Below are 21817 nucleotides of genomic sequence, written 5' to 3' on the forward strand. Positions count from 1 at the left end.
ATGAGCACCCTCGATACCGGCCTGACGATGATTCGTACCGCCGCCGGGCGGATGTCCGCGGCTAATGGCTGGCTGAATCGGCGCTTCAACAATTTCATGCCGAAGGGCCTCTATGCCCGCGCGCTGCTGATCATGATCTTGCCGATGGTGATCCTGCAGTCGGTGGTCGCCTTCGTGTTCATGGAACGGCACTGGAACACGGTGACGCGGCGGCTGTCGCAGGCGGTGGTACAGGACATCGCCGCGCTGATCGACGTCTACAAGATCTATCCGCAGGACAAGGACCGCACCCAGATCAAGATGCTCGCGCAACAGCGGCTTGGCCTGGTGGTGGATTTTCTGCCGATCGGCGACATGCCGCCGCCCGGTCCAAAGCCGTTCTTTTCGCTGCTCGACCAGGCCTTGTCGGTGCAGATCGGACGGCAAATTACAAAACCGTTCTGGATCGACACCGTCGGCCGCTCCAATCTGGTGGAAATCCGCATCCAGCTCAACGACACGGTGATGCGGGTGTTTGCCCAACGTAGCGCCGCCTATGCGTCGAATTCCGAGATCTTCCTGTTCTGGATGGTCGGGACCTCCTCGATCCTGCTGATCGTCGCCGTGCTGTTCCTGCGCAACCAGATCCGGCCGATCCTGCGGCTGGCCGATGCGGCGGAGAGCTTTGGCAAGGGCCGTGACGCGCCGAACTTTCGGCCGCGGGGCGCCCGCGAGGTACGCCGTGCTGCCAACGCCTTCATCGAGATGAAGGTGCGGATCGAACGCTCGATCGAGCAGCGCACCGCGATGCTGGCCGGCGTCAGCCATGATTTGCGCACCATACTGACCCGCTTCAAGCTCGAACTGGCGCTGATCGACAACAGCCCGGAAGTCGAGGACATGCGCAAGGATGTCGACGAGATGGCCGGCATGCTGGAGGCCTATCTGGCGTTCGCGCGCGGCGACAGTGGCGAGCAGGCGCAGCCCACCGACATGGCGGCCGCGCTGGAAGATCTGCGCAGCGACGCCGAGCGCAACGGCCACACCGCCACGGTGGTGTTCCACGGTCTTCCCGTGGTGACCGTGAAGCCAGCGTCGTTCAAGCGCTGCCTCGCCAATCTGGTCTCCAATGCCGCGCGCCACGCCCACGACATCGGCATCACCGGCCATCGCGATCATCGCTACCTCACGGTGACGATCGACGATGACGGTCCCGGCATTCCCGCCGACATGCGCGAGGAAGTGTTCAAGCCGTTCCTGCGGCTCGACGACGCCCGCAACCAGGACGAGGGCGGCACCGGCCTTGGCCTCGCCATCGCCCGTGACATCGCGCGCTCGCATGGTGGCGACATCACGCTGGGCGACAGCCCGATGGGCGGGTTGAGGGCGACGGTGCGGGTACCGGTGTAATCACTTGTAGCCCGCATGAACGAAGTGATACGCGGGACAACGCTTGGTCGGATGGGCGGGTCCCGCATGTCGCTTCGCTCATGCGGGCTACATGCTACTTCGCCAGTTCCTTCGATCGCTTCGTGGCCGCGGCGATCGCGCGTGTCAGCAACGGCTCAAAGCCATCGGCGCCCATCAATACCTCCAGCGCCGCGGCGGTGGTGCCGCCGGGGGAGGTAACGTTCTTGCGTAGCGTCGCTGAATCCAACTCCGAGCGATGCAGCAACTCGCCGGAGCCGGCCACGGTCTCGCGCGCCAGTCTGGTGGCGAGTTCGACCGGAAGGCCGGCGGCGACGCCGGCGCGCGCCATCTCCTCGGCCAGCAGGAAGACATAGGCCGGGCCTGATCCGGAAAGTGCCGTCACGGCATCCATCAGGTTCTCATCGTCAACCCATTCGACGGCGCCGGTGGCGCGAAGTAGCGCGTCGGCGACATGTCGTTGCTCGGTGCTGACGTCGTCGGCGGCCACCGCCACGGTGATGCCGCGGCCGATCGCCGCCGGCGTGTTCGGCATCGCGCGCACCACCCTGCCGCCGCAGATCTCGGAGATCGCAGCGATGGTCGCGCCGGCCATGATCGAGACCACCAGCGCCGAAGCCGCGAAGTCGCGCAACTGAGGGCCGGCGTCGCGAAACATCTGCGGCTTCACGGCGATCACGAGGGTGGCGGCCTTGCCGATGGTGTTGGTCGCGGGATTAATGCGGACGCCGGTGGTGCCAAGGGCCTTGATGGCATCGGAGGCAAATGGATCGATCACGACCACGCGCTTCGGGTCGAGGCCGCGCGCGAGCCAGCCGGTCAGCATCGCGCCGCCCATTTTGCCAGCGCCGGCGAGCACGAGGGTGCCGGTGAGTTCGGCAAGCGGCAGGCTGGTTGAGGTCATGGTTCGATCCGGGAAATGAAAGCTGCCGGACCGTATCACCGGCGCGGCGCGCATGCAGCCTCTGGCGGTCTAGACCAGGCTCTTTTTCAGAAAGTAGCGCGGGCCGCCGCGCGGATAATCGGGCAGGGTGCCAACTATCTCGTAGCCCTGTTTCTGATAGAACGCCGGCGCCTGAAACCAGTAGGTATCGAGCCATAGGCCGATGCACCCGCGCCCGCGCGCGATGTCTTCGGCCTGCGCCAGAACCTTGGAGCCCATGTCCTGTCCGCGGAACGCTTCCGGGATCACAAACAGTTCGACAAAACACCAATTATAGGCCGTCTTACCCCACAGCCCACCAGCGGGTTCGCCGGTGACCGGATCGTTGATCAGGATCGCCAGCGGTTCAAAGCCAGACGGGCCGACCTTGCTGTCGTTGTACTGCATCAACGCCTTTAAAACAGCGGCGCGGTGACTGTCGTTCGGATGGGCAGGAACGACGATCCCGGGATGCGCGCTGGTCATATGCGTCACGCTTCGCCGGCGGTGTCGAACATCGCCGCGGACATCGCCTCGGACGCGGTCTTGCCGGCCCAGACGACAAACTGAAACGCCGGATAGTAGCGCTCGCAGCTATGGATGGCGGAGACCAGCATGGTCTCGCACTGCGCGGTGGAGGCGATCAGGCCCTCCGGCAGGATCAAGGCCTGACGGTACATCACCATGCCGGTATGGGTCCAGATATCGAAATGTCCGACCCACATCTGCTCGTTGATAGCGGCGATCAGGCGCTGTACTTCGGCGCGGCGCGCGGCCGGGATCTTCATGTCGAAGGCGCATGCCAGATGCAGCGCCTCGATCTCATTCATCCAGGTGAAGGAGAGTTGATAGTCGGTCCAGTCGCCCTTCGAGACGATCGTGACTTCGTCCTCGCCGGAACGCTCGAACGCCCAGTTATGGTCGGCGGCGATATCCTCGACAACCGCGAGCGGGTTGACGCGTGAATCGATAGCGCTTTCGAGAAGTGACATGCCGTCGCGACCTTGCTTTGAATGAAATGAATGGCTCGCGGACGGCCGGTACGCGATAAATCGATGCGCCGCCGCGGGCTGCAATCCCTCATCTTCCGGAGCTTGCGAGTTTGAAGTGATGTGATTTGCGGAATCCGCGCAACGCCACCACGAATCCATCCACAGACAAACCATCCTTCATCCACAGCTGATCGTGCCTTGATGAGAACAAACCGGAATCGGATTCTCGGCATGCGAGTCCGGGGCGCCGCGCTATCGTGGCGCGAGTCCGGATCGGCCGTTAACCAATTGATTCGCGGGCAGGGCGGCATGGCTTTCGGCGGTCCATCAAGGGCATTGGCGGGATCGGCACGGCTGTGGATGGTTCTTGCCGCTGCGATCAGGTTTCGGCATAGTTCCAGCGTCACTGGAAAGAATGTTGTCATGAACGAGTCCACGCACGCCTCAACGGAGGCGGCGGATCATCCGCGCTTTGCCAAACCTCAGCGTGTCGCCTTCGTGCAGTCGTCGTGGCACCGCGACATCGTTGAATCGTGCCGGCTGTCATTCCTCGCCGAGATCGCGGCGCGGCATATCGCGCCGGCGCAGGTCGATCTGTTCGAGGTGCCGGGCTCGTTCGAAATTCCGCTGCATGTGCAGATTCTCGCCAAGACGCGGCGCTATACCGCCATCGTCGCGGCTGGCCTCGTGGTCGATAGCGGCGTCCGCGGTTTCGTGGCCGACACCGTGATCCGCGCGCTGATGGACGTGCAATTGAGGACCGAGGTGCCGGTGTTTTCCGCGGTGGTTACGCCGGACGAGTTCGATGAGACCGATGCGGGCTCAGATTTCCTGCGCAAGCATTTCGCGGCGAGGGGCGTCGAGGTCGCGGAAGCCTGCGCCAATACGCTACTCAGCCTGGAGCAGCTGCGCGGCCAGGTCGCGGCCGGGATTGTGTAGTTCTTTTTGTAGTCTGGATGAAGCGAGGCGAAATCCGGGAAAAGAGCCTCCACGAGGCGCCCGTCCCGGATGTCGCAAGGACTCCTCCGGGCTACATACGCTCAATTAGTCGAACAAGCTCGACACCGACTCTTCCGACGCCGTGCGGCCGATCGCTTCGGCGATCAGGGAGGCGATCGAGAGCGTGCGAATGTTCGGCGAGTGGATCACGGCTTCCGTCGGCAGGATCGAGTCGGTGATCACCAGCTCTTTCAGCTTCGAGGCCGTGATGCGCGCCGCGGCGCCGCCGCTCAACACGCCGTGGGTGATGTAGGCGTAGACATCCTTGGCGCCGTTGGCGAGCAGAGCATCGGCGGCGTTCACCAGCGTGCCGCCGGAATCGACGATGTCGTCGATCAGGATGCAGGTATAGCCGGCGACGTCGCCAATCACGTTCATGACCTCGGATTCACCGGCGCGTTCGCGGCGCTTGTCGATGATCGCCAGCGGTACGTTGATCCGCTTGGCGAGGCCGCGGGCGCGTACCACGCCGCCGACGTCGGGCGATACCACCATGACATTGCCAAGGTCGAACTTATCCTTGATGTCGCGCACCATCACTGGCGAGGCAAACAGATTGTCCACGGGAATATCGAAGAAGCCCTGGATCTGGCCGGCATGCAGGTCGAGGGTCATGACCCGGTCGACACCCGCATGGGTGATCAGGTTGGCCACCAGCTTGGCGGAGATCGGCGAACGCGATCCGACCTTGCGGTCCTGGCGGGCATAACCGAAATACGGCACCACGGCGGTGATACGGCGAGCTGAGGCGCGGCGAAGCGCGTCGGTGATGATCAGCAATTCCATCAAATGGTCGTTGGTGGGAAACGACGTCGACTGGATGATGTAGACGTCGGAGCCGCGGACGTTTTCCTGGATCTCGACGAAGATTTCCATGTCGGCAAAGCGACGGACGCTGGCTTTGGTGAGCGCCAGTTGCAGCCAGGAGGCGATCTCCTGCGCCAGCACCGGGTTCGAATTGCCGGCGACCAGCTTGATGGAGCCGTTCTTGCCCGACATCGACGCGTCTCCCCGCGGCTTGGTGGATACAACGTTCAGCATATCGGATTACCCACGGAACTGGATGGTCTCAGTCAGCGAGGTGATATCAAGGACGACAGTCCGCTGGCAACCCGTAGGCCGCGGTTTTCCTGCGTCATTTCAAGGTTTCTATCGTTAATTCGCGCTGAAGCTGAGGGCGCTGGCGACGGTTTCCGGCGAGCGCTCATCGACACGCGCAATCGCCGGACCATTGCCGCTCGGAACGGTCGCCGGTGCTGCGTCGCCGGGTGTGGTTCCGTTGATCATACCCCCAAGGCCGGTGAGGCCGGCCTGTGCGATCCGCCGGAGCACCACGTCGTCGGCGCTCGCCCAGGCATCAGTGCCGTTCTTGCCAGTGGGCTCTTCGCCCGCGAGGCGCAGGGCGCGCTGCTGGTCGCGGTCATAGACATCCCACACCCAGGCAATGCTGGTCCTGCCGCCGCGCACCTGGGCGGCGAGGTAGCTGCGCACGCGATAGGCCGCGCTGTCCTTGCGTGACACAACCGCGAGGTTGCGCAGCCGCGCTTCACTGTCCAGGAGGTTGATCATGCGATCGAACACTTGCGGCGGCGGGCCATCGACCGATTCAAACGCAACGGTGGCGCCGCCCGGCGCGCCGGCTTGCGCAAAAGCCGCGGCGGGAGCCCCGCTGCCGGCCACATTGGCGCAACCGCCGAGCCCGAAAGCCACCGTCATCAATAGCGCAGCCGAGATCAGGCGCGACGTGGTTCGACGGGCGGTGAGGGCAGGCGCATGCATGCAACGACATCCTAGCTTCAATCCGGCTTTCCACTGCACCGGTAAGATCGAGCGATATCGTTAAAATCCATTAAGGTCTAGGGCGGCATCGTTACAGGTGTAACCGAAGCGTTTACAACGAATGTGCGGCTTCCAGCGCGATGGCGTGAATCTGCCGGCCGTAGTCCGTCTCGCCACGGTGCACCGAGCGGCGGTAGCTGAACAGGCGCTCGTCGGGATAGGTGTCGATCCCGGTGTCGTCGATGGCCCCGATTCCGGCATGTTCGAGGCGCATGCGGATGAAACCGCCAAGATCGAACATCGCGTGCCCGTCGCGCTTCGATGGCTTGAAGAACAGGGCGTAGTCGCCGTCCTCGCGGACAAAGCGTTCGACGAATTCGGCGCCGACTTCATAGCTTGGCTGCCGGATCAGCGGGCCGATCGCCACCACCATGTCGGCGCGGGCGGCGCCGAGCTTTTCCATGGCCTCAATGGTTGATTCCAGGACACCGGTCAGCGCGCCCTTCCAGCCGGCATGGGCGGCGCCGATCACGCGCGCTTTTGGATCGGCGAACAGCACAGGTCCGCAATCCGCCGCCGTCACGCCGAGCGCGAGGCCTTCGACCCGGGTGACCATCGCATCGACGCGCGGACGCGAGGCGGCATCCCAGGGCGCGGAGGCTACCACCACATCGGGCGAATGCACCTGGTGAGCGGTGAGAAAGTGCGCGGGATCGACCCCCATGTCGGCGGCCATGCGGCGGCGATTTTCCGTCACATCGTCCGGATCGTCCCTGGAGCCCAGCCCGCCATTGAGGCCGGCATAGATGCCTTGCGACACGCCGCCGTCGCGGGTGAAGAAGGTGTGGCGCAGGCCGGGAAGGGCGGCCAGCAGCGGCGAAACAAAGGTCATGACGGGTTAGCCTCGATGCCGGTGTCGTCGCTGAGCGCCACCAGCGTGGGAATGGCCGGATCGGAGATACCGATCACCTTGAACATCGAGCCCATGCCGCCGCGACCGCTGTCGGTCAGCCGCTTCAATGCGCCGGACACGTCTTCGGAAATCTCGGGCGTCGCCTTGGCCATCAGCGTCACGGCGCGGGTCTCGATGCCGAGACGTTTGAGAAATTCACCCTGCGATACCGGGCCGTGGACGCGGGCGCCGACATCTTCGGCGGCGCGGCCCAGCGCCTGGAAATCGACATGGGCCGTGACGTCGGCTTGGCCGGGGTCCTTCAGCGGATCGGCGAAGCTGTGCCGGGCGATGGCTTGAAGCGTGTCGCCGGCGTCGGAACGCAGGTGGCCATAGTCGATGATCAGCGCGGCGCCGCCATGGTCGCGGACGCGGCTGGCGATCTTCATCATCTCGGTGTCGGGCCGCCATTCGAACACCGCGCCATTCGGCGCGGCGCGCACCAGCGGTGGCAGCAGAACCTCGAAGCGCGGCAACGGCTCGACCGAGGCGCCGAACATCAGTTGATCGTCGGCGGTGATCTCGACCGTGCGCTCGTGCCAGCCGGACTCCCGTTTTACCACCTGATGGATTGGCAGTACGTCAAAATATTCATTGGCGAGAATGACCGAGGGGCCGACCGGCACCGTATCGAGGCTGTCGTGCCACGTGATACTGCGCGCATTGGACAGCATCGCCTTCTGTTTTTCGCGCAGCACAGGGTTGATTTCGACAAGGTGCACCTGCAGCGCCTGGTATAGCGGCGGAAGGACCCTGAGCGCCCGCAGCGCGTCGGCCATCATGGTGCCGCGGCCGGGGCCGAGCTCGATCAGATGCAGGACGGGCGGTGAATCGATCGCGCGCCACACCGACGCCGCCCACAGCCCCAACAGCTCGCCGAACATCTGGCTGACTTCGGGGGCGGTGGTGAAGTCGCCCTCGCGTCCCAGCGGATCGCGGGAGATATAGTAGCCATAAAGCGGATGGGTGAGGCAGAGCTGCATGTAGCGCCACACCGGCATCGGTCCCGCCGACTTGATGAGGCGCTTGATTTCGTCTTGAAGCGGCGAAGGTTCGGTCACGTGGCGCCCTGGCTGACAGCGATGGTGGAGGTGCGCGGCGGCTTCCGCCATGCCTGTGCCATGAGAAACAGTCCGACCAGGATCATCGGCGCCGACAGCAACATTCCCATGGTGAGCCCACCCCACAGAAATCCCAATTGCGGGTCCGGTTCACGGAAGAGCTCGCCGGCGATACGCGCCAGCGCATAAAACAAGATGAAAGCGCCGAGGATCAGTCCTGGCCGCTTCAGCGCGCCGGCGCGGATCATCAGCGCCAGAATCACAAACAGCACGATGCCTTCAAGACCGGCTTCATATAACTGGCTGGGATGACGCGGCAGCGGGCCACCATTGGGAAACACCATCGCCCACGGCACGCTGGCGTCGGCATGGCGGCCCCACAATTCGCTGTTGATGAAATTGGCGAGGCGCCCGAGCAGCAGCCCGATCGGTCCGACCGCGCAGGTGATGTCGCCCAGCGACAGGATCGGCAGGCCACGCTTCCAGCAGAATGCGATCACCGCCACCACGCAGCCCAAGAAGCCGCCGTGGAACGACATGCCGCCCTTCCACAGTTCCAAGATTTCGCCCGGGTGGGCGACGAAGAAATCGAGGTTGTAGAACAGCACATAGCCGGTTCGGCCGCCGAGAATGATGCCGAGCGTTACCCAGAGGATGAAATCGTCGAATTCCAGCAGCGAGACCGGCGACGGCCCGCCCCATAGCTGCGTCCGCTTGATCAGCGCCCGGGCGTAGACCCAGCCGAGCACGATGCCGCCGATATAGGCCAGCGCATACCAGCGGATCACGATCGGCCCCAGCGCGACGGCGATCGGGTCGAACACGGGGAAGGCTATGGTGAGAAACGGCAAGTCTGGAAAGGGCATGGCGTGGCTTACGATTTGAGGCAGTGCCAGTAAAGCATGAGTGTATGACCTTGGCAGGGCTTTCCGAGCCGACAAACGCGCATTCCACAGCGGGCTTGAACAACGCCGCCGGGAACGCCATTGTCGAAGGCCAAGCGCATTTCGCGCCAATTCAGTTCAGCCGGCCGGAGTTGCTGCCATGACCCAGACCAATAATCGGTTTTTCGACGAGATCGGCCGCCTGATGAACGATGCCGCTGGCGCCGCCCAGGGCGTCAAGCGCGAGGTCGACAGCGTGGTCCGTAACCAGGCCGAAAAGATCCTGCGCGACCTCGATATCGTCAAGCGCGAGGAATTCGAGGCGGTCAAGGACATGGCGCGCCTCGCCCGGGAGGAAAACGAGACCCTGAAGGCGCGGATCGAGGCGCTGGAAGCCAGGCTGGGCGGGACTGCGCCGTCGACCAGTGCCGGCTAGCTGCGCACCTTTGCGCAGCTGCGCTGTTACGTCTCGACGTAGTCGGCGATGCTGGTAGGCGCCGGCACCGGGAGGCCATCTTCCCTCAGCCCGGCGATATGAAAGCGGATGGCGTCCCGAATCTCGACCTCGACGGCCTTTACAGTGTCGCCCGTGGCAACGCAGCCCGGCAAGTCGGGGACGTAAGCCGAATAATTGCCGTCGGCCGTTTCGATCACCACCGCGTATCGCATCAGCGTCGTTTCTTCAGACCAGCCTGTTTCAAAGTACTGGCAAATGTTCCGGGCGCAAGGTCGTCAGAGGGGTGGCCGGCCACCGTGACCCGCCCCGGCCTGGTCGGATGCTTGAACTGTCGATGCTGCCGCGGGTCGCGACCTGAAACCAGCCGTCCTCTTCGATCACTCGAATCGCTTCCCGGACCTTCATGGCGTCCATCCCTGTTGGTAAAACAAGGATAGGCCGCCGGTATAGAGCGGCCAATACCGCAAAAAACCCCTGCATTTCCTTGTCTTTCCCGGGCTTTGGCGTTAAAAGCCCGGCACGTCTGCAGCCCCCGCACCCCTGGAGGCTTGCTGCGACGACGAAACGGGCCGCGTTGCGGCCTTTAACTTTTTAGAAAACAAGGACTTAAACGATGGCGACCGTCAAGGAATTGAAGGCGACCGTACGTTCGGCAGGCGGCAAGGGGGCCGCACGGGCAGTACGACGCGCCGGCCGCGTGCCGGGAGTAATCTATGGTGACAGCAAGCCCCCGGTGGCGATCTCGGTCGATGATGCCGAGCTCCGTCAGCGCATTCTGGCCGGCCGCTTCCTCACCACGATCTATGACATCGATCTCGATGGCACCAAGCACCGCGTGATTCCGCGCGACTTCGCCCTCGATCCGGTCCGGGACTTCCCGCTCCATGTCGACTTCCTGCGCCTCGGCGTCGGCGCCACCATCCGCGTCAGCGTTCCCTTGCATCTCAAGAACGCGGACAGCGCGCCGGGCGTGAAGCGCGGCGGCACCATCAACGTCGTCACCCACACGCTCGATGTCGAGGCTGAGGCCGACAGCATTCCGCAGTTCATCGAGGCTGACGTCAGCCAGCTCGATATCGGCGGTTCGCTGCACATGTCGGACATCAAGCTGCCGAAGGGCGTCAAGGCGCTGGCCCGCGATGAAGACGTGACCCTGGTCACCATCGTGCCGCCGTCCGGCTATGGCGAAGAAGGCGCCGCGGCGACCCCCGGCGCGACCGCTGCTCCGGCCGCAGCCGCGGCTGCCAAGGCTCCGGCCGCTGGCGCCAAGGCCCCCGCAGCCGGCGCGAAAGCGCCCGCCGCTGGCGCCAAGGCACCTGCTGCCCCGGCGAAGAAGAAGTAAGCCTGCGCGGACACCCGCGTCATGCGACTCTTTGTTGGTCTCGGAAACCCTGGTGCGAAATACCAGGGCAACCGGCACAATATCGGGTTCATGGTTCTCGACGAGATGGCGCGGCGTCACCGGTTTGCACCGTGGCGCCGCCGCTTTCAGGGCGAGACCTCGGAAGGCAATCTAGGCAGCGAGCGCGTCATCCTGCTGCGTCCGCTGACCTTCATGAACGACTCCGGCATCTCGGTGCAGGCTGCTGCCAGTTTCTTCAAGATCGCGGTCGGCGACATCGCGGTATTTCACGACGAGCTCGAACTGCCGTTCTCGAAACTGCGCGTCAAGGTTGGCGGCGGCATCGCCGGGCATAACGGCCTGCGCTCGATCTCCGCGCATGTCGGCAACGACTACCGCCGCGTCCGGCTCGGGATCGGCCATCCCGGCGTCAAGGAACTGGTGCATAATCACGTGCTCAGTGATTTCGCCAAGGCTGAACGGCCGCAGCTGGAAGCGCTGGTCGACGCGGTGGTGGACAATGTGGCGCTGCTGGCCGATGGCCACGACTCCAGCTTTCAGAACAAGGTGCATCTGACGATGCAGGCCAAGGGATTCACGTCGAAGGACGACAACGGCGCTTGAAGCGTCGTCGAACCATTCAGGACAGGTCATGGGATTTAAATGCGGTATCGTCGGGCTGCCGAATGTCGGCAAATCGACGCTGTTCAATGCGCTCACCGAAACCGCCGCGGCGCAGGCGGCGAACTATCCGTTCTGCACCATCGAGCCCAACGTCGGTGAAGTCGCGGTGCCGGACAAACGCTTGGACACACTCTCCGAGGTCGGCAAGTCGCAGCAGATCATTCCGACGCGGCTGACCTTCGTCGACATCGCGGGCCTGGTGAAGGGCGCGTCCAAGGGCGAAGGCCTCGGCAATCAGTTTCTCGCCACCATCCGCGAAACCGATGCGATCGCGCACGTGGTGCGCTGCTTCGTCGATGATGACATCACGCATGTCGAAGGCAAGATCGATCCGCTCGCCGACATCGAGATCATCGAGACCGAGCTGATGCTCGCCGATCTCGAATCCTGCGAGAAGCGCGTCGACAATTTGACCAAGAAAGCAAAAGGCAACGACAAGGACGCCAAGGAGCAGCTCGACCTCGTGCAGCGCGCTCTGGTGCTGCTGCGCGAAGGCAAGCCGACGCGCTTTCTCGAGCGCAAGCCGGAAGAAGAGCGCGCCTTCGGCATGCTCGGCCTGCTGACCTCGAAGCCGGTGCTTTATGTGTGCAACGTCGAGGAAGGCGCGGCCGGAGAGGGCAATGCCTATTCGAAGCTGGTGACCGAACACGCCACCAAGGAAGGCGCCGTCGCCGTTGCCATCTCCGCCAAGATCGAATCCGAGATCGCGACGCTGTCGAAAGCCGAGCGCGCGGAATTCCTCGAGACGCTGGGCCTCGAAGAGGCGGGCCTCGATAAGCTGATCCGCGCTGGCTACAAGCTGCTCGACCTGATCACCTACTTCACCGTCGGGCCGAAGGAAGCGCGTGCCTGGACCATCAACCGCGGCACCAAGGCGCCGCAGGCCGCCGCGGTGATCCACACCGACTTCGAAAAGGGATTTATCCGCGCCGAAACCATCGCCTATGACGATTACGTCACGCTGGGCGGCGAGTCCGGCGCGCGCGACGGCGGCAAGCTGCGGCTGGAAGGCAAGGAATACGTCGTCGCCGATGGCGACGTGCTGCACTTCCGGTTCAATACGTAAAGCTGACTGCCTAATTCGTTTCCCGGACGCATCGCAGCGCGGAGCGGTGCGCCGCGGATCCGGGGCCCCGGTTAACGCGAAGAAGCAACCGGGATCCCGGATCCGCGCAGCGGCACAAGAGCGCCGCGGCGCGTCCGGGAAACGGGACCTCCCTTTGTCTTAATGCCCCTGACCCTGATCGCGGATCGCGCCAAGGTGTTCGTTGATGCGAAACACGATCAGGATGAATTCCGCGGCGATGCGCGAGAAGATGATGCCGACCACCACGCCGGCGAGCGAGGTCAGCAGCAGGATGAACCCGCCAAACGGGCTGACCGCCATCGCCGCGAGACCCGAGAAGATTCCGGAAATGCCGAACAGGACCCACATCGCGATCACCAGCCAGTAGAACGTCTTGATGATGGTGGGCGTGATGAAACGGTCCCACTGAAACAGATCGCGAAACTCAAACATCGGTTGTTCTCCCCCGGCGCGCGTAGATAGATCATGATCGCCCACATGCAAAAAGTCGGCCTGCCTCGCTCTAGTGTCCAACAATGGTCTGAGCAAGATCGCGGGAAAGCCATGCAGCGGCCGGACTTGAGATCGCTGCAAATAGCGGCCACAATCAAGCCTTGGCGGTGGCAAACCTCATCATGACCCTGACGTTCGAAAATTTTCAACCGGGCCACTTCGGCAGTTACGGGCCGCGCCATGTCACGCGCGAGGAAATCATCGCGTTTGCCAAAGAGTACGACCCGCAACCGATGCATCTGGATGACGCCGCCGCGGATGCGTCCTTGCTGAGGGGGCTCGCCGGCTCCGGCTGGCACATGTGTTCGCTGATGATGCGGATGATCTATGACGGATTTCTGCGACACACGGCGTCGATGGGGTCGCCGGGTGTCAATTCGATGCGCTGGCTGGCGCCGTTTCGTCCCGGTGACGATCTGATGCTCGATGTCGAGGTGATGGAGGCACGGTTGTCGCAGAGTCGTCCGACGACGGGCATCGTGACCTTCAAATGCAGCACCCGCAACGCGGCCGGGCAGGCGGTGGCGGAGATGATCGTACCGATCATCATCGGCCGCGCGGCCGTCGCGGCGAACTAGGTCACGCCGATGAAATTTCTCGAAGACATCGAAGTTGGCCTGCGCCGCGAATTCGGCTGCTTCACCTTCACTGCCGAGGCGATCAAGCAATTCGCCGTGCAATTCGATCCGCAGCCGTTTCATCTCGACGAGGAGGCCGGGCGGCAGTCGCTGTTCGGCGGCCTCGCGGCGTCGGGCTGGCACATCACCGCGGTCGGTATGAAGCTGCTGGTCGCCGAAGGGCAGCGGCAGACGGCGGATCAGATCGCCGCCGGCGAGCCGGTGGCGACATGGGGACCATCGCCGGGCTTTCGCGAATTGCGCTGGCTCAGGCCGGTGCTGGCGGGCGACACGATCAGCTACGTCAACCAGGTAGAAACCGTGCGGGCCACAGCGACGCGGCCCGGCTGGGGCATCGTGCAGGCCCGCAATATCGCCACCAACCAGCGCGGCGAAGTGGTCTGTTCCTTTCTCGCTTCCGCCTTCGTTCCGCAACGGGGCGTGGCCGTCTGAACACACCTTGCCGGAAAGCACTGGCTACTTAACCATTACCAATTTTGGCCAAGGAACTGCCTTGTTGTTAAGGCGTTCTGAACCTTGTGTTGGTGATGTACGACACACGCACGACGACGAAAGATCCTGGGGACAACGATGGCTGACCGCACCGGACTGAAATTTGTAGGCTTCATCTTTGCCAGCGTGACGCTGGCGGTGATGCTGGTCAGCGGGATGGTGGTGAAGGGCTATGCGGACGGCGCCTATTCGCTGGATACCGCTCCGATCGCAAGTCGCTAGTACATGTTTTGTTAACCATCGCTTCCGCCAAGGGAGCGATGCAGGGAGCCCCTCAGCGGCTCCAGGCCCAGCCCAGCAGCGCCACAGCGACCGCTAACAGTCCGATAAATCGCAGGATGATGGTGCCCATTTTTGGCGGCACCGAGCGAACCGGTATCGGTTCGGTATGATTCGGCCGAATGGTCTTCACGGATCGCTATCCCCTGTACCGCGTGGCACGGCACCCTTTGGTCGGGGCAAGTACCGATAAAGTTCAGTTGAATTCGACGAAAAAACGCCGCCTCCTCTCCGGAAGCGGCGTTTGGCAACTCAATGAAGGGCAGCTCAGTCGTGGCGAAGGCCGTCCGCGGTCCGCTTCCACTGCGCCACATTGTCCGCAATCAAGCGGGTCGACTTCATCGCGGCCTGGCTGAGCTGGGCATAGCCCGAGATCTCACGCTGGACGCGCTGGCCTTCGGCATGCAGCAGATCGCGCAGGCTTTCAAGTTCGCTGACCAGATTTTCGATCTCGGTGAGCGACGTGCCGGCGACGCGCTGGATCAGCGAATTGACACTGTTGACGGTGGCCTCGGTATTGGCTTCCAGGGCAATTTCCGGCGTCGCAGCCGCGCTGCCCGGCGCCGGGCGGCGCAGATAGGCGACATCGTTGCGCACGAAATCGCGGATGCCAGCTTCCACTTCCGTGACGGCGGCGAGGTTGTCGTCTTCAAACGGTTCTGATTTCTCAGGATGAATGATGCTCATCGGCTATTCCTTGTTTCGCATGACGCGAGCGCGGATCGTCCCCGCACGATGAAGTTCGATTGTCATCTGCGCATCAGATCACGGCCAATCTGCGGCAGCGCCTGAAATCCGCCTGAAAATATACGACACAGGTTAAATCAATTACCAACTATGCTTGAATCCGGCGGTCAGACTCTTGTTGAGCGAACCCTGCAGGGTCTCGCTGACCGTGCCGGAAATATTGACGCCGCCGACCAGCTTCTGCTCGGCTCCCACCTTGCGCAGCCATTTGTCGTCGCTGGTGGCCAGGGTCTGACCGGCGATGAAACTGGTACCACTTTCGTTGAGGCTGAGTTTCGCCAGTTGGTCGGTTTCGTAGCTGCGCGATGGCCTGCCATTATAGCCGATCACCGGCAGGCCGCCCTGCTGGACGATATTATAGCCGTTCTGCAGGGTCAGTGAATATTGGTTGCCGCCGAGCGGCACCGACTTGCTCAGCGAGGTCGCAAGCTTGCTCTGGTCCTGCACTGGATCGACACGGGCCTCGATCGCGGTCTGATCCCAGATCGAGGCGATGCCGGGAGCGGTCATCGCGGCCCAGGCCGCACCACCGGATTGCGATGGATGCCCGTCGCCGAACTGGTTGCGAAACGAGTCCGAAGCGCTGCTCGCGGACGGCTGCCCGGCAACATTCAGATCGGCTCCCACGCGGGTGTCCCAGAATGCCGACAGCGGCTGTTTCACCGATAGTGCCTTGGAGCCGTCATCCTTGTTCTGGTTTGTCCAGGCCGAACCGGAAGGCCAAGGCGATACGCGCGGCTCGCGCGGGGCGGCTTTGGCATAGGGTGTGCGGTCATTGTCCAGCAGCGCCCAGTCCGGTTCCGGAACATCCGGATTGAGCGGCGTCCCGGACGCGGTGGGCTCGATTTCACCCGCGGGCGGGGCGGTGTCGATCCCGCGCCAGGCATCTTGCGCGCACAAAGGCGACGTCAGGCCAGCCGCGGCCAGGCCCAACAGCAAAAAAGCAGAGTTCAATTCACGGGTCATTATGCCAGCCGCCCCGGGAGTTCACCTTGTCCCAATGATACTCCACCCCAAGACCAAAATGTGGCACCGCGACATATTCTTTAGGAATGCAAGCGACCATGCCCGCGGGCTAGGCGGGCATGGCATGCCGCACGCTGGCGGCAAAGGCTTCGGTGAGGTCGCGTCCGAGGACTTGCTGCACCAAATCGAACGAATCGAAGAATGCGCGATGCGATAAGATCAACCCGTCGCGCAAGGTGAAGAAATCCGCGACCTGAAGTTGCATGATCCGATGGTCGTTGCGTTTTTTCAGCGACACCCGGACCATGGTCGAGGCCTTTTCACCTTCGACCGCCATGAAGGTGAGTTCGTAGCGCCGGCTGGCGTAGCGGGCTCGCAGGATGCGGGTCGCCTCGACGCCCCATTGCCTGCCGCGCTGGTGGCCAAGATGTGGAAACAGCTCCACCGGAGCGTAAACAATGCTCTCGAAATCTTCCGCGCAGCAAGCCATCACGCGGCTGGCATCGCCGTCATAATAACCGTCGAGAAAATCGATGACGCATTGTCGCGTTGCTTGATCTGGCATGGTGTGGCCCGTCTGAGGTCCGCAATGCGGGAAATGGATGGGGAAAGAAAAATGAACAACAACGGAATTAATTAAAATGGGTCGGCAGTTAAAAACTGATCGTGCACGCGGGCGGGCCTCAAAGGCAAGCCCGATGCGGGACGAGGGTTGCGAAAATCTTAAAATGGTCAGGCTCGTCCAAATCGCCGGCAACCCGCGCGCGCCGGGTGCGACACGCCGTGCAGGCGCGAGAAGCGCGCCGGCGCCCCGGGAATGGCGGCCCGAGCGAGGTGGGCGGAAGCCGGTGACCAGATCGATCGACCGGGCGCTTCGCCCGCCGCGTTACTGATGCCGGGCGGATGTCCGGCGATGGCGCGAGCTACGGCTATTCCTTGAGCCGGGCGATCCGCCCCAAAGGCCATCAACGTTGCGGCGCATGCCGTGTCAGGGGCTGGCCGATCTCGGACCGGCCAGGTCCATGTCGATTATTTCTTGTTCGGCGCCGAACCGGCCGGTGTCTTGCTGGCCGCGAACGGATTGACGTTGGCGACGCCCCCCTTCTTCAGGTTCTTGTCGGACTTCGGTTTCTTCTTTTCCTTGTTCGACTTCATTTGACCTTTGGCCATGACGATGTCCTCGGCGCCCGGTGGATGGATTCGGCGCGCTTGATAAGTAACAGGTCGCGCCGGCTTTGTAAGTGTGGCGACGGCGCGCGTTAGCCGCCTGGCCGCGGGCGTTCTCGACTGCGTGAATCAGGCGGACCGAGCAACACCGGCTACGCCGCCCGGACGTCGGCGAGGAAGCGATCAACCTGGCTGGCAAGATCCCGCGACTGGGTGGATAGCTGTTCGGCAGCCCCGAGCACTTGCGTCGCCGCGGCGCCGGTGTCGTTGGCGGCCTCCTGAACGCCGGAAATATTCAACGTCACCTGCTTGGTGCCCTGCGCCGCTTCCTGCACGTTGCGGGCGATTTCGCGCGTTGCCGAGCCCTGTTCCTCGATCGCCGCGGCAATGGCCTGGCCGATTTGCTCGATCTCGGTGATCACGCCAACCACGTCGCGGATCGCCGCGACGGCCTCGTCACTGGCGCCCTGGATGGCCGCGACTTGCTCGGAAATTTCCGTGGTCGCTTGCGCCGTCTGGCCGGCGAGCGATTTCACCTCGGAGGCGACCACGGCGAAGCCGCGGCCGGCTTCGCCGGCGCGCGCGGCCTCGATGGTCGCATTGAGCGCCAGCAGATTGGTTTGCGCGGCGATATTCTGGATCAGGATCACCACATCGCCGATCTTCTGCGCGCCGAGCGCGAGCGACTGCGCGGTGTCGCCGGTTCGGCGCGCATCCTCGACCGCCCGTGCCGAGATCTGGGCGGACTGGGCGACCTGGCGGCCGATCTCGGCGATCGAGGTGGTCAGCTCTTCCGTGGCGCTCGCCACCGTCTGCACGTTTGAAGAGGTCTGTCCGGATACCTCCGCGACAACGCCGGCCTGCCGATTCGTGCTGGAGGCGGTCGACGACATCGATCGCGCCGCCGTCTCCATGGTCGCGGAAGACGACGACAGTCCGTTCACCAGCTCGCTGACCCGGACCTCGAACGATTTCGTCAGCTCATCGAGCAGGCCGGCGCGGCGCATCTTGGCATCGCTTTCCGCCGATTGCTCCAACGCCAGGCGTCTGGCCGTGATCATATTATCCTTGAATACCTGGACCGCGGCGGCCATTGCGCCGATCTCGTCGTGCCGATCGCTGGCAGCAGTCTCCTCGGAGGCGTCGCCGCCGGCGAGCCGTGTCATCGAGGCGGTGATGTCGACGATTGGCTGCACGATCCGGCGCCGGACCACGATGACCATGGTGACACTGGCGGCGGCGACCGCGAGCAGCACCGCCAGCGCGACCACGAAGCTGACCCGGGCGCCGTCATAGGCCGAGGCCAGCAGTAGTTCGGCATTGTCGTATAGCGCCTCGCGGACATCGATGACGGAATTCAGGCCGAACTGCGATTCGACGTAGAAGGCGTCGACGTCGTGTTCGTAAATGCCGCTGACGGCGCCGGCCCTGATCATCTTCAACTCATTACCCAGACGCTCGACATAGGCCGTATTCATCTTGTCGAGCGCGGCCACGACGTTTCCGGGTGTCGCGGGATTGCCACGCAATTCCAGCAGCGTGGCGAGCGCCTGGTCGGAGCCGCCTTGCAATCGGCTCAGATCCAGCAGCTCGGCCTCGGTGCCGACGCGGCGGGCGCCGATCATGCTCTTGTGCGCGCTGGCACTGAATCCGCCGACGTCGCGCAACACCCAGGCGGCGTTGGCGTAGGTCGATTGCCGGTAGGCGTCGCCATTGCTGGCAGCCATCTTGCGGATCTGCTCGGCAAGCAGAGCGGTGACGGTGGCATTGAGCGCGACATTGTCGGAGACGATTTTCTTCGCGGCATCGCGACGCGCTTCCGACGGTCCCGCGATCGCGCTATCGATGGCGCCGCGCAGCGCCTTGAAGCGGCGGTTGATGTCGTCGATCTTCGGGATGATCTCCGCGTTGTCTTCGAAAGCGTCGACCTTGGTTGTCCGGATCTGATTCATCTTGTCGACAGCGCCGTCAGTGAGCCTGCGGACGCTTTCGAGTTCGGTTCGCATCTTCGGCTCGATCACCGTGGGCCCGAACAGGATGTTGGTGGAGAAGCCGCGCTCCGGATTTACATAGCGCGGGATGTTGCCGACGGCCCGCACCAGCGCCAGTCGCCCTTGCGCGGTGGCGACCTTGTCCATGGTGTCGTATTTGGTGGCGGCGACATAGACCGCCAGACCGCCGCCGGTGGCCGACAGAGCCGCGATCGTAAGCGTCAGCAAGGTACCGATTTTCATCAAAACACCGTCGAAAAATTTGAATAGGTAAATATAGCGCCAGGCTATAGGTATTTAATTAAACTTCCCTGAAGGTGGTATGAAATCGGGCGAAGCGTTCGCGATGTGACGTCGCCGGGCGGATGCATGATGTGAAGCGGCGCGAATAGATCATGGCGCCACCGGGAGAATGAAGATGCTTGGGCTGCGATCGATGATGGTGATGGTGATGGTGGCGGCGTCTCCGGCTTTCGCCCAATCGCCTTCACCGGACGTGCTGCGCGATCTGGCGCCGACTGGTCAACTTCGCGCCGCGATCAATTTCGGCAACAGCGTGCTGGCGCAGAAGGGTCCTGATGGCGCGCCGCGCGGTGTCTCGGCGGATCTTGCCGCCGAGCTGGCGAAGCGGCTCGGCGTGCCAGTCGCGTTCGTGCCGTTTGAGGCTGCTGGTAAAGTGTTTGAAGGCGCCAGGGCTGGAATCTGGGATGTCGGCTTCATGGCGATCGAGCCGGTGCGGGCCGCCGAGGTGATGTTCACCGCGCCCTATGTGATCATCGAGGGCACCTACATGGTGCGGCGGGAATCACCGTTCAGGGACGTCGGCGAGGTCGACCAGCCTGGCATCAAGATCGCGGTCGGCCTCGGCTCGGCCTATGACCTGTATCTGACCCGCACGATCAAACAGGCCACCCTGCTGCGCGCCGCCACCGGCGGCGGCACCGCGATGATCGAGATGTTCGTCAACGACCGGCTCGACGTCGCCTCCGGCGTGCGCCAGCAGCTCGACGCCTATGCCAAGGACCATCCCGACATGCGGGTGATGCCAGGCCACTTCCAGGAAATCATGCAGGCGATGGGCATGCCGCGCGTCGAAGGCCAGCCGAAGGTGGCGGGCGCGCATTATCTCGCGGCGTTTGTCGAGGAAATGAAGGCGTCGGGATTCATCGCCGCGGCACTGAAGCGCAGCGATCAGATTGCCGAGGTCGCGCCGCCGGCAGCGAAGTAGCCTACCGGGCGGATGCGTTGACCAGGCCGGCGCGCTTTAACGCATTCAAGCTATGTCGGTTGGAATGGGCGGAAGGTCCCGCAGCCCTTGCCGCGGGCGCGAGAACCGACGAGCATCGTGACATGGGATTCCGTTCCAACGACAGGGCGACCGCCGATGCATGATTTTTTCCGCGGCGGCGCCGCTTTTGCACGCGGACAATTCGTGCCGGTGGCCGAGGCCAGCGTCTCGCCGCTGGACTGGGCGTTCACCCGGTCCGACGTGGTCTACGACGTAGTTCATGTGTTTGAGGATGGTTTCTTCCGGCTGGCCGATCACCTCGATCGTTTCACAGCCTCGATGCGCGCACGCCGCCTGGCTCCGCCGGAGACGCGCGACGAGATGCAGGCCATCCTGCACCGCTGCGTCGCGCTGGCGCAGTTGCACGATGCCTATGTCGCCATGGTCGCGTTGCGTGGCCGGCCGCGCATTGCCGGCTCGCGGCGGATCGAGGACTGCGACAACCATTTCATGGCCTATGCGGTGCCGTGGATCGACGTGATCCCGAAGGATGTACAGGCGCGCGGCGCGCATCTGTGGGTCGCGTCGAAGCCGCGGGTGGCGGATGCCGCGGTGGATCCGACCGTGAAGAACTATCAATGGAGCGACCTGACCAGCGGCCTGTTCGAAGCGCAGGATCATGGCGCCGATTCCGCCATCGTCTGCGACGAAGCCGGCTTCGTCACCGAAGGGCCGGGCTTCAACGTGTTCGTGGTCAAGGATGGTGAGGTCCGCACCCCCGACCGCGGCAGCCTGCATGGCATCACGCGCCGGACCGTGCTCGAACTGTGCGGCGCGATGAACATCGCGGCGTCGGTGGCGCCGATCCAGCGCCATGAACTGGAACTGGCCGACGAGGTGTTTCTGGCCACCACCGCCGGCGGCGTCATGCCGGCGTCGCGCGTCAACCGCACCATCTACGCCAATGACCGTCCCGGGCCGATGTCGCTTCGCATCAAGGACGCCTACTGGCAGATGCACCGCGAAGGCCGGCATCGCACCGAGGTCATTCGCGATCTCCAAGTGTAGTGCTGCGCGCCGGCATCGTTCCCCAAACGCGGTGCATTGCGCCGCCCCGAGGCGGCGTAGTGCGCCGTGGATCCGGGGCCCCGGTCGCCAGACCCGACCGGATTCCCGGATCCGCGGAGCGGCACTTCGCGCCGCACCGCGTCCGGGAAACCAGAGTAAACGCCGCAATGCCGATTGGTTCTC

27 protein-coding genes and 1 pseudogene are annotated in these 21817 nt (G+C 63.5%); 11 read left to right on the top strand and 17 right to left on the bottom strand.

Translation table 11 applies throughout. The features are described 5' to 3' along the window. Entirely contained in the window at positions 1 to 1389 is a 1389-nt protein-coding gene (locus tag Q0S16_RS22465; RefSeq protein ID WP_295853324.1) for an ATP-binding protein, read from the top strand. Between the two features lie 94 nt (positions 1390 to 1483). Here the strand turns inward: Q0S16_RS22465 and proC are convergent, their stop codons facing one another. The 3 genes from proC to Q0S16_RS22480 form a co-directional block, all read right to left on the bottom strand. Next, a complete protein-coding gene (gene proC / locus Q0S16_RS22470; RefSeq protein WP_295853327.1) occupies positions 1484 to 2311 on the bottom strand; it encodes a pyrroline-5-carboxylate reductase in 828 nt (275 codons plus the stop codon). A gap of 69 nt (positions 2312 to 2380) precedes the next feature. Beyond that, a complete protein-coding gene (locus Q0S16_RS22475; protein ID WP_295853394.1) occupies positions 2381 to 2815 on the bottom strand; it encodes a GNAT family N-acetyltransferase in 435 nt (144 codons plus the stop codon). Positions 2816 to 2820: 5 nt separating this feature from the next. Next, complete coding sequence (locus tag Q0S16_RS22480) at positions 2821 to 3321, bottom strand: YbjN domain-containing protein (RefSeq protein ID WP_295853328.1); 501 nt, start codon at positions 3319 to 3321, stop codon at positions 2821 to 2823. A 423-nt stretch (positions 3322 to 3744) separates the two neighbouring features. On the opposite strand from Q0S16_RS22480, the gene Q0S16_RS22485 reads away from it, so the two are divergent. Next, positions 3745 to 4260 (top strand): 6,7-dimethyl-8-ribityllumazine synthase, encoded by a 516-nt coding sequence (locus Q0S16_RS22485; RefSeq protein WP_295853330.1) that lies wholly within the window; start codon positions 3745 to 3747, stop codon positions 4258 to 4260. A gap of 105 nt (positions 4261 to 4365) precedes the next feature. Here the strand turns inward: Q0S16_RS22485 and Q0S16_RS22490 are convergent, their stop codons facing one another. The 5 genes from Q0S16_RS22490 to lgt form a co-directional block, all read right to left on the bottom strand. After that, positions 4366 to 5319: a ribose-phosphate pyrophosphokinase gene (locus Q0S16_RS22490; RefSeq protein ID WP_295853397.1), complete on the bottom strand. Its 954-nt coding sequence runs from the start codon at positions 5317 to 5319 to the stop codon at positions 4366 to 4368. A 156-nt stretch (positions 5320 to 5475) separates the two neighbouring features. Further along, positions 5476 to 6036, bottom strand: a complete 561-nt coding sequence (locus Q0S16_RS22495) for a hypothetical protein (RefSeq protein WP_366517856.1) — start codon at positions 6034 to 6036, stop codon at positions 5476 to 5478. A 175-nt stretch (positions 6037 to 6211) separates the two neighbouring features. Continuing rightward, positions 6212 to 6991, bottom strand: a complete 780-nt coding sequence (gene pgeF, locus Q0S16_RS22500; protein ID WP_295853332.1) for a peptidoglycan editing factor PgeF — start codon at positions 6989 to 6991, stop codon at positions 6212 to 6214. Then, positions 6988 to 8112 carry an SAM-dependent methyltransferase gene (locus Q0S16_RS22505; protein ID WP_295853335.1) on the bottom strand — a complete coding sequence of 375 codons (1125 nt, stop codon included), beginning with the start codon at positions 8110 to 8112 and terminating at the stop codon, positions 6988 to 6990. Before Q0S16_RS22505 ends, pgeF begins: the two co-directional genes overlap by 4 nt. After that, on the bottom strand, positions 8109 to 8963 hold the full coding sequence (lgt, locus tag Q0S16_RS22510; protein ID WP_295853403.1) for a prolipoprotein diacylglyceryl transferase: 855 nt from the start codon (positions 8961 to 8963) through the stop codon (positions 8109 to 8111). The genes Q0S16_RS22505 and lgt overlap by 4 nt, the downstream gene beginning before the upstream one ends. Positions 8964 to 9156: 193 nt before the next feature. Here lgt and Q0S16_RS22515 point away from each other — a divergent pair, with 193 nt between their 5' ends. Beyond that, complete coding sequence (locus Q0S16_RS22515; RefSeq protein WP_295853338.1) at positions 9157 to 9432, top strand: accessory factor UbiK family protein; 276 nt, start codon at positions 9157 to 9159, stop codon at positions 9430 to 9432. A gap of 26 nt (positions 9433 to 9458) precedes the next feature. On the opposite strand, the gene Q0S16_RS22520 is transcribed toward Q0S16_RS22515, so the two are convergent. Continuing rightward, entirely contained in the window at positions 9459 to 9665 is a 207-nt protein-coding gene (locus tag Q0S16_RS22520; RefSeq protein ID WP_295853342.1) for a type II toxin-antitoxin system HicB family antitoxin, read from the bottom strand. Continuing rightward, positions 9665 to 9858 (bottom strand): annotated as a pseudogene (locus tag Q0S16_RS22525) (type II toxin-antitoxin system HicA family toxin). Before Q0S16_RS22525 ends, Q0S16_RS22520 begins: the two are co-directional and overlap by 1 nt. 208 nt (positions 9859 to 10066) lie before the next feature. On the opposite strand from Q0S16_RS22525, the gene Q0S16_RS22530 reads away from it, so the two are divergent. From Q0S16_RS22530 to ychF, 3 genes are read left to right on the top strand one after another with little or no spacing between them, the layout of a single operon-like run. Beyond that, on the top strand, positions 10067 to 10795 hold the full coding sequence (locus Q0S16_RS22530; RefSeq protein WP_295853345.1) for a 50S ribosomal protein L25/general stress protein Ctc: 729 nt from the start codon (positions 10067 to 10069) through the stop codon (positions 10793 to 10795). 21 nt (positions 10796 to 10816) lie between these two features. Then, positions 10817 to 11419 (top strand): aminoacyl-tRNA hydrolase, encoded by a 603-nt coding sequence (gene pth / locus Q0S16_RS22535; RefSeq protein WP_295853348.1) that lies wholly within the window; start codon positions 10817 to 10819, stop codon positions 11417 to 11419. Positions 11420 to 11447: 28 nt separating this feature from the next. Next, positions 11448 to 12545 (top strand): redox-regulated ATPase YchF, encoded by a 1098-nt coding sequence (gene ychF, locus Q0S16_RS22540; protein WP_295853351.1) that lies wholly within the window; start codon positions 11448 to 11450, stop codon positions 12543 to 12545. Positions 12546 to 12704: 159 nt separating this feature from the next. Here ychF and Q0S16_RS22545 read toward each other — a convergent pair whose 3' ends face one another. Then, positions 12705 to 12998 carry a DUF4282 domain-containing protein gene (locus Q0S16_RS22545; RefSeq protein ID WP_295853355.1) on the bottom strand — a complete coding sequence of 98 codons (294 nt, stop codon included), beginning with the start codon at positions 12996 to 12998 and terminating at the stop codon, positions 12705 to 12707. Between the two features lie 182 nt (positions 12999 to 13180). Here Q0S16_RS22545 and Q0S16_RS22550 point away from each other — a divergent pair, with 182 nt between their 5' ends. The 3 genes from Q0S16_RS22550 to Q0S16_RS22560 all read left to right on the top strand — a co-directional run bounded on the left by Q0S16_RS22550 (position 13181) and on the right by Q0S16_RS22560 (position 14410). After that, positions 13181 to 13636 carry a MaoC family dehydratase gene (locus tag Q0S16_RS22550; protein WP_295853357.1) on the top strand — a complete coding sequence of 152 codons (456 nt, stop codon included), beginning with the start codon at positions 13181 to 13183 and terminating at the stop codon, positions 13634 to 13636. A gap of 9 nt (positions 13637 to 13645) precedes the next feature. Then, positions 13646 to 14128, top strand: coding sequence for a MaoC family dehydratase (locus Q0S16_RS22555; RefSeq protein WP_295853359.1), 483 nt, complete (start codon positions 13646 to 13648; stop codon positions 14126 to 14128). A 138-nt stretch (positions 14129 to 14266) separates the two neighbouring features. Then, entirely contained in the window at positions 14267 to 14410 is a 144-nt protein-coding gene (locus Q0S16_RS22560) for a hypothetical protein (RefSeq protein ID WP_295853362.1), read from the top strand. Positions 14411 to 14462: 52 nt separating this feature from the next. Here the strand turns inward: Q0S16_RS22560 and Q0S16_RS22565 are convergent, their stop codons facing one another. The 6 genes from Q0S16_RS22565 to Q0S16_RS22590 form a co-directional block, all read right to left on the bottom strand. Further along, positions 14463 to 14600 carry a hypothetical protein gene (locus tag Q0S16_RS22565; protein ID WP_295853364.1) on the bottom strand — a complete coding sequence of 46 codons (138 nt, stop codon included), beginning with the start codon at positions 14598 to 14600 and terminating at the stop codon, positions 14463 to 14465. Between the two features lie 134 nt (positions 14601 to 14734). Then, a complete protein-coding gene (locus Q0S16_RS22570) occupies positions 14735 to 15154 on the bottom strand; it encodes a hypothetical protein (RefSeq protein WP_295853366.1) in 420 nt (139 codons plus the stop codon). Positions 15155 to 15295: 141 nt separating this feature from the next. Next, complete coding sequence (locus Q0S16_RS22575; RefSeq protein WP_295853368.1) at positions 15296 to 16180, bottom strand: hypothetical protein; 885 nt, start codon at positions 16178 to 16180, stop codon at positions 15296 to 15298. A 109-nt stretch (positions 16181 to 16289) separates the two neighbouring features. Next, complete coding sequence (locus Q0S16_RS22580) at positions 16290 to 16937, bottom strand: nuclear transport factor 2 family protein (protein WP_295853370.1); 648 nt, start codon at positions 16935 to 16937, stop codon at positions 16290 to 16292. Between the two features lie 272 nt (positions 16938 to 17209). Beyond that, positions 17210 to 17350 (bottom strand): hypothetical protein, encoded by a 141-nt coding sequence (locus tag Q0S16_RS22585; RefSeq protein ID WP_295853371.1) that lies wholly within the window; start codon positions 17348 to 17350, stop codon positions 17210 to 17212. Positions 17351 to 17499: 149 nt separating this feature from the next. Beyond that, positions 17500 to 19581, bottom strand: coding sequence for a HAMP domain-containing methyl-accepting chemotaxis protein (locus Q0S16_RS22590; RefSeq protein WP_295853373.1), 2082 nt, complete (start codon positions 19579 to 19581; stop codon positions 17500 to 17502). Positions 19582 to 19756: 175 nt separating this feature from the next. On the opposite strand from Q0S16_RS22590, the gene Q0S16_RS22595 reads away from it, so the two are divergent. Both Q0S16_RS22595 and Q0S16_RS22600 read left to right on the top strand, forming a co-directional pair. Next, positions 19757 to 20566 (top strand): ABC transporter substrate-binding protein, encoded by an 810-nt coding sequence (locus Q0S16_RS22595; RefSeq protein WP_295853376.1) that lies wholly within the window; start codon positions 19757 to 19759, stop codon positions 20564 to 20566. Positions 20567 to 20722: 156 nt separating this feature from the next. Beyond that, positions 20723 to 21634, top strand: a complete 912-nt coding sequence (locus Q0S16_RS22600) for an aminotransferase class IV (protein WP_295853378.1) — start codon at positions 20723 to 20725, stop codon at positions 21632 to 21634. Positions 21635 to 21817: the final 183 nt, after the last annotated feature.

The sequence above is a fragment of the Tardiphaga sp. genome, from assembly GCF_025356345.1.
GTDB lineage: Bacteria > Pseudomonadota > Alphaproteobacteria > Rhizobiales > Xanthobacteraceae > Tardiphaga.

Coding starts and splice junctions, on each gene's coding strand:
- Q0S16_RS22465 (WP_295853324.1), top strand. CDS start 1: ATGAGCACCCTCGATACCGGCCTGACGATGATTCGTACCGCCGCCGGG.
- proC (WP_295853327.1), bottom strand. CDS start 2,311: ATGACCTCAACCAGCCTGCCGCTTGCCGAACTCACCGGCACCCTCGTG.
- Q0S16_RS22475 (WP_295853394.1), bottom strand. CDS start 2,815: ATGACCAGCGCGCATCCCGGGATCGTCGTTCCTGCCCATCCGAACGAC.
- Q0S16_RS22480 (WP_295853328.1), bottom strand. CDS start 3,321: ATGTCACTTCTCGAAAGCGCTATCGATTCACGCGTCAACCCGCTCGCG.
- Q0S16_RS22485 (WP_295853330.1), top strand. CDS start 3,745: ATGAACGAGTCCACGCACGCCTCAACGGAGGCGGCGGATCATCCGCGC.
- Q0S16_RS22490 (WP_295853397.1), bottom strand. CDS start 5,319: ATGTCGGGCAAGAACGGCTCCATCAAGCTGGTCGCCGGCAATTCGAAC.
- Q0S16_RS22495 (WP_366517856.1), bottom strand. CDS start 6,036: ATGACGGTGGCTTTCGGGCTCGGCGGTTGCGCCAATGTGGCCGGCAGC.
- pgeF (WP_295853332.1), bottom strand. CDS start 6,991: ATGACCTTTGTTTCGCCGCTGCTGGCCGCCCTTCCCGGCCTGCGCCAC.
- Q0S16_RS22515 (WP_295853338.1), top strand. CDS start 9,157: ATGACCCAGACCAATAATCGGTTTTTCGACGAGATCGGCCGCCTGATG.
- Q0S16_RS22520 (WP_295853342.1), bottom strand. CDS start 9,665: ATGCGATACGCGGTGGTGATCGAAACGGCCGACGGCAATTATTCGGCT.
- Q0S16_RS22530 (WP_295853345.1), top strand. CDS start 10,067: ATGGCGACCGTCAAGGAATTGAAGGCGACCGTACGTTCGGCAGGCGGC.
- pth (WP_295853348.1), top strand. CDS start 10,817: ATGCGACTCTTTGTTGGTCTCGGAAACCCTGGTGCGAAATACCAGGGC.
- ychF (WP_295853351.1), top strand. CDS start 11,448: ATGGGATTTAAATGCGGTATCGTCGGGCTGCCGAATGTCGGCAAATCG.
- Q0S16_RS22545 (WP_295853355.1), bottom strand. CDS start 12,998: ATGTTTGAGTTTCGCGATCTGTTTCAGTGGGACCGTTTCATCACGCCC.
- Q0S16_RS22550 (WP_295853357.1), top strand. CDS start 13,181: ATGACCCTGACGTTCGAAAATTTTCAACCGGGCCACTTCGGCAGTTAC.
- Q0S16_RS22555 (WP_295853359.1), top strand. CDS start 13,646: ATGAAATTTCTCGAAGACATCGAAGTTGGCCTGCGCCGCGAATTCGGC.
- Q0S16_RS22560 (WP_295853362.1), top strand. CDS start 14,267: ATGGCTGACCGCACCGGACTGAAATTTGTAGGCTTCATCTTTGCCAGC.
- Q0S16_RS22570 (WP_295853366.1), bottom strand. CDS start 15,154: ATGAGCATCATTCATCCTGAGAAATCAGAACCGTTTGAAGACGACAAC.
- Q0S16_RS22575 (WP_295853368.1), bottom strand. CDS start 16,180: ATGACCCGTGAATTGAACTCTGCTTTTTTGCTGTTGGGCCTGGCCGCG.
- Q0S16_RS22585 (WP_295853371.1), bottom strand. CDS start 17,350: ATGGCCAAAGGTCAAATGAAGTCGAACAAGGAAAAGAAGAAACCGAAG.
- Q0S16_RS22590 (WP_295853373.1), bottom strand. CDS start 19,581: ATGAAAATCGGTACCTTGCTGACGCTTACGATCGCGGCTCTGTCGGCC.
- Q0S16_RS22595 (WP_295853376.1), top strand. CDS start 19,757: ATGCTTGGGCTGCGATCGATGATGGTGATGGTGATGGTGGCGGCGTCT.
- Q0S16_RS22600 (WP_295853378.1), top strand. CDS start 20,723: ATGCATGATTTTTTCCGCGGCGGCGCCGCTTTTGCACGCGGACAATTC.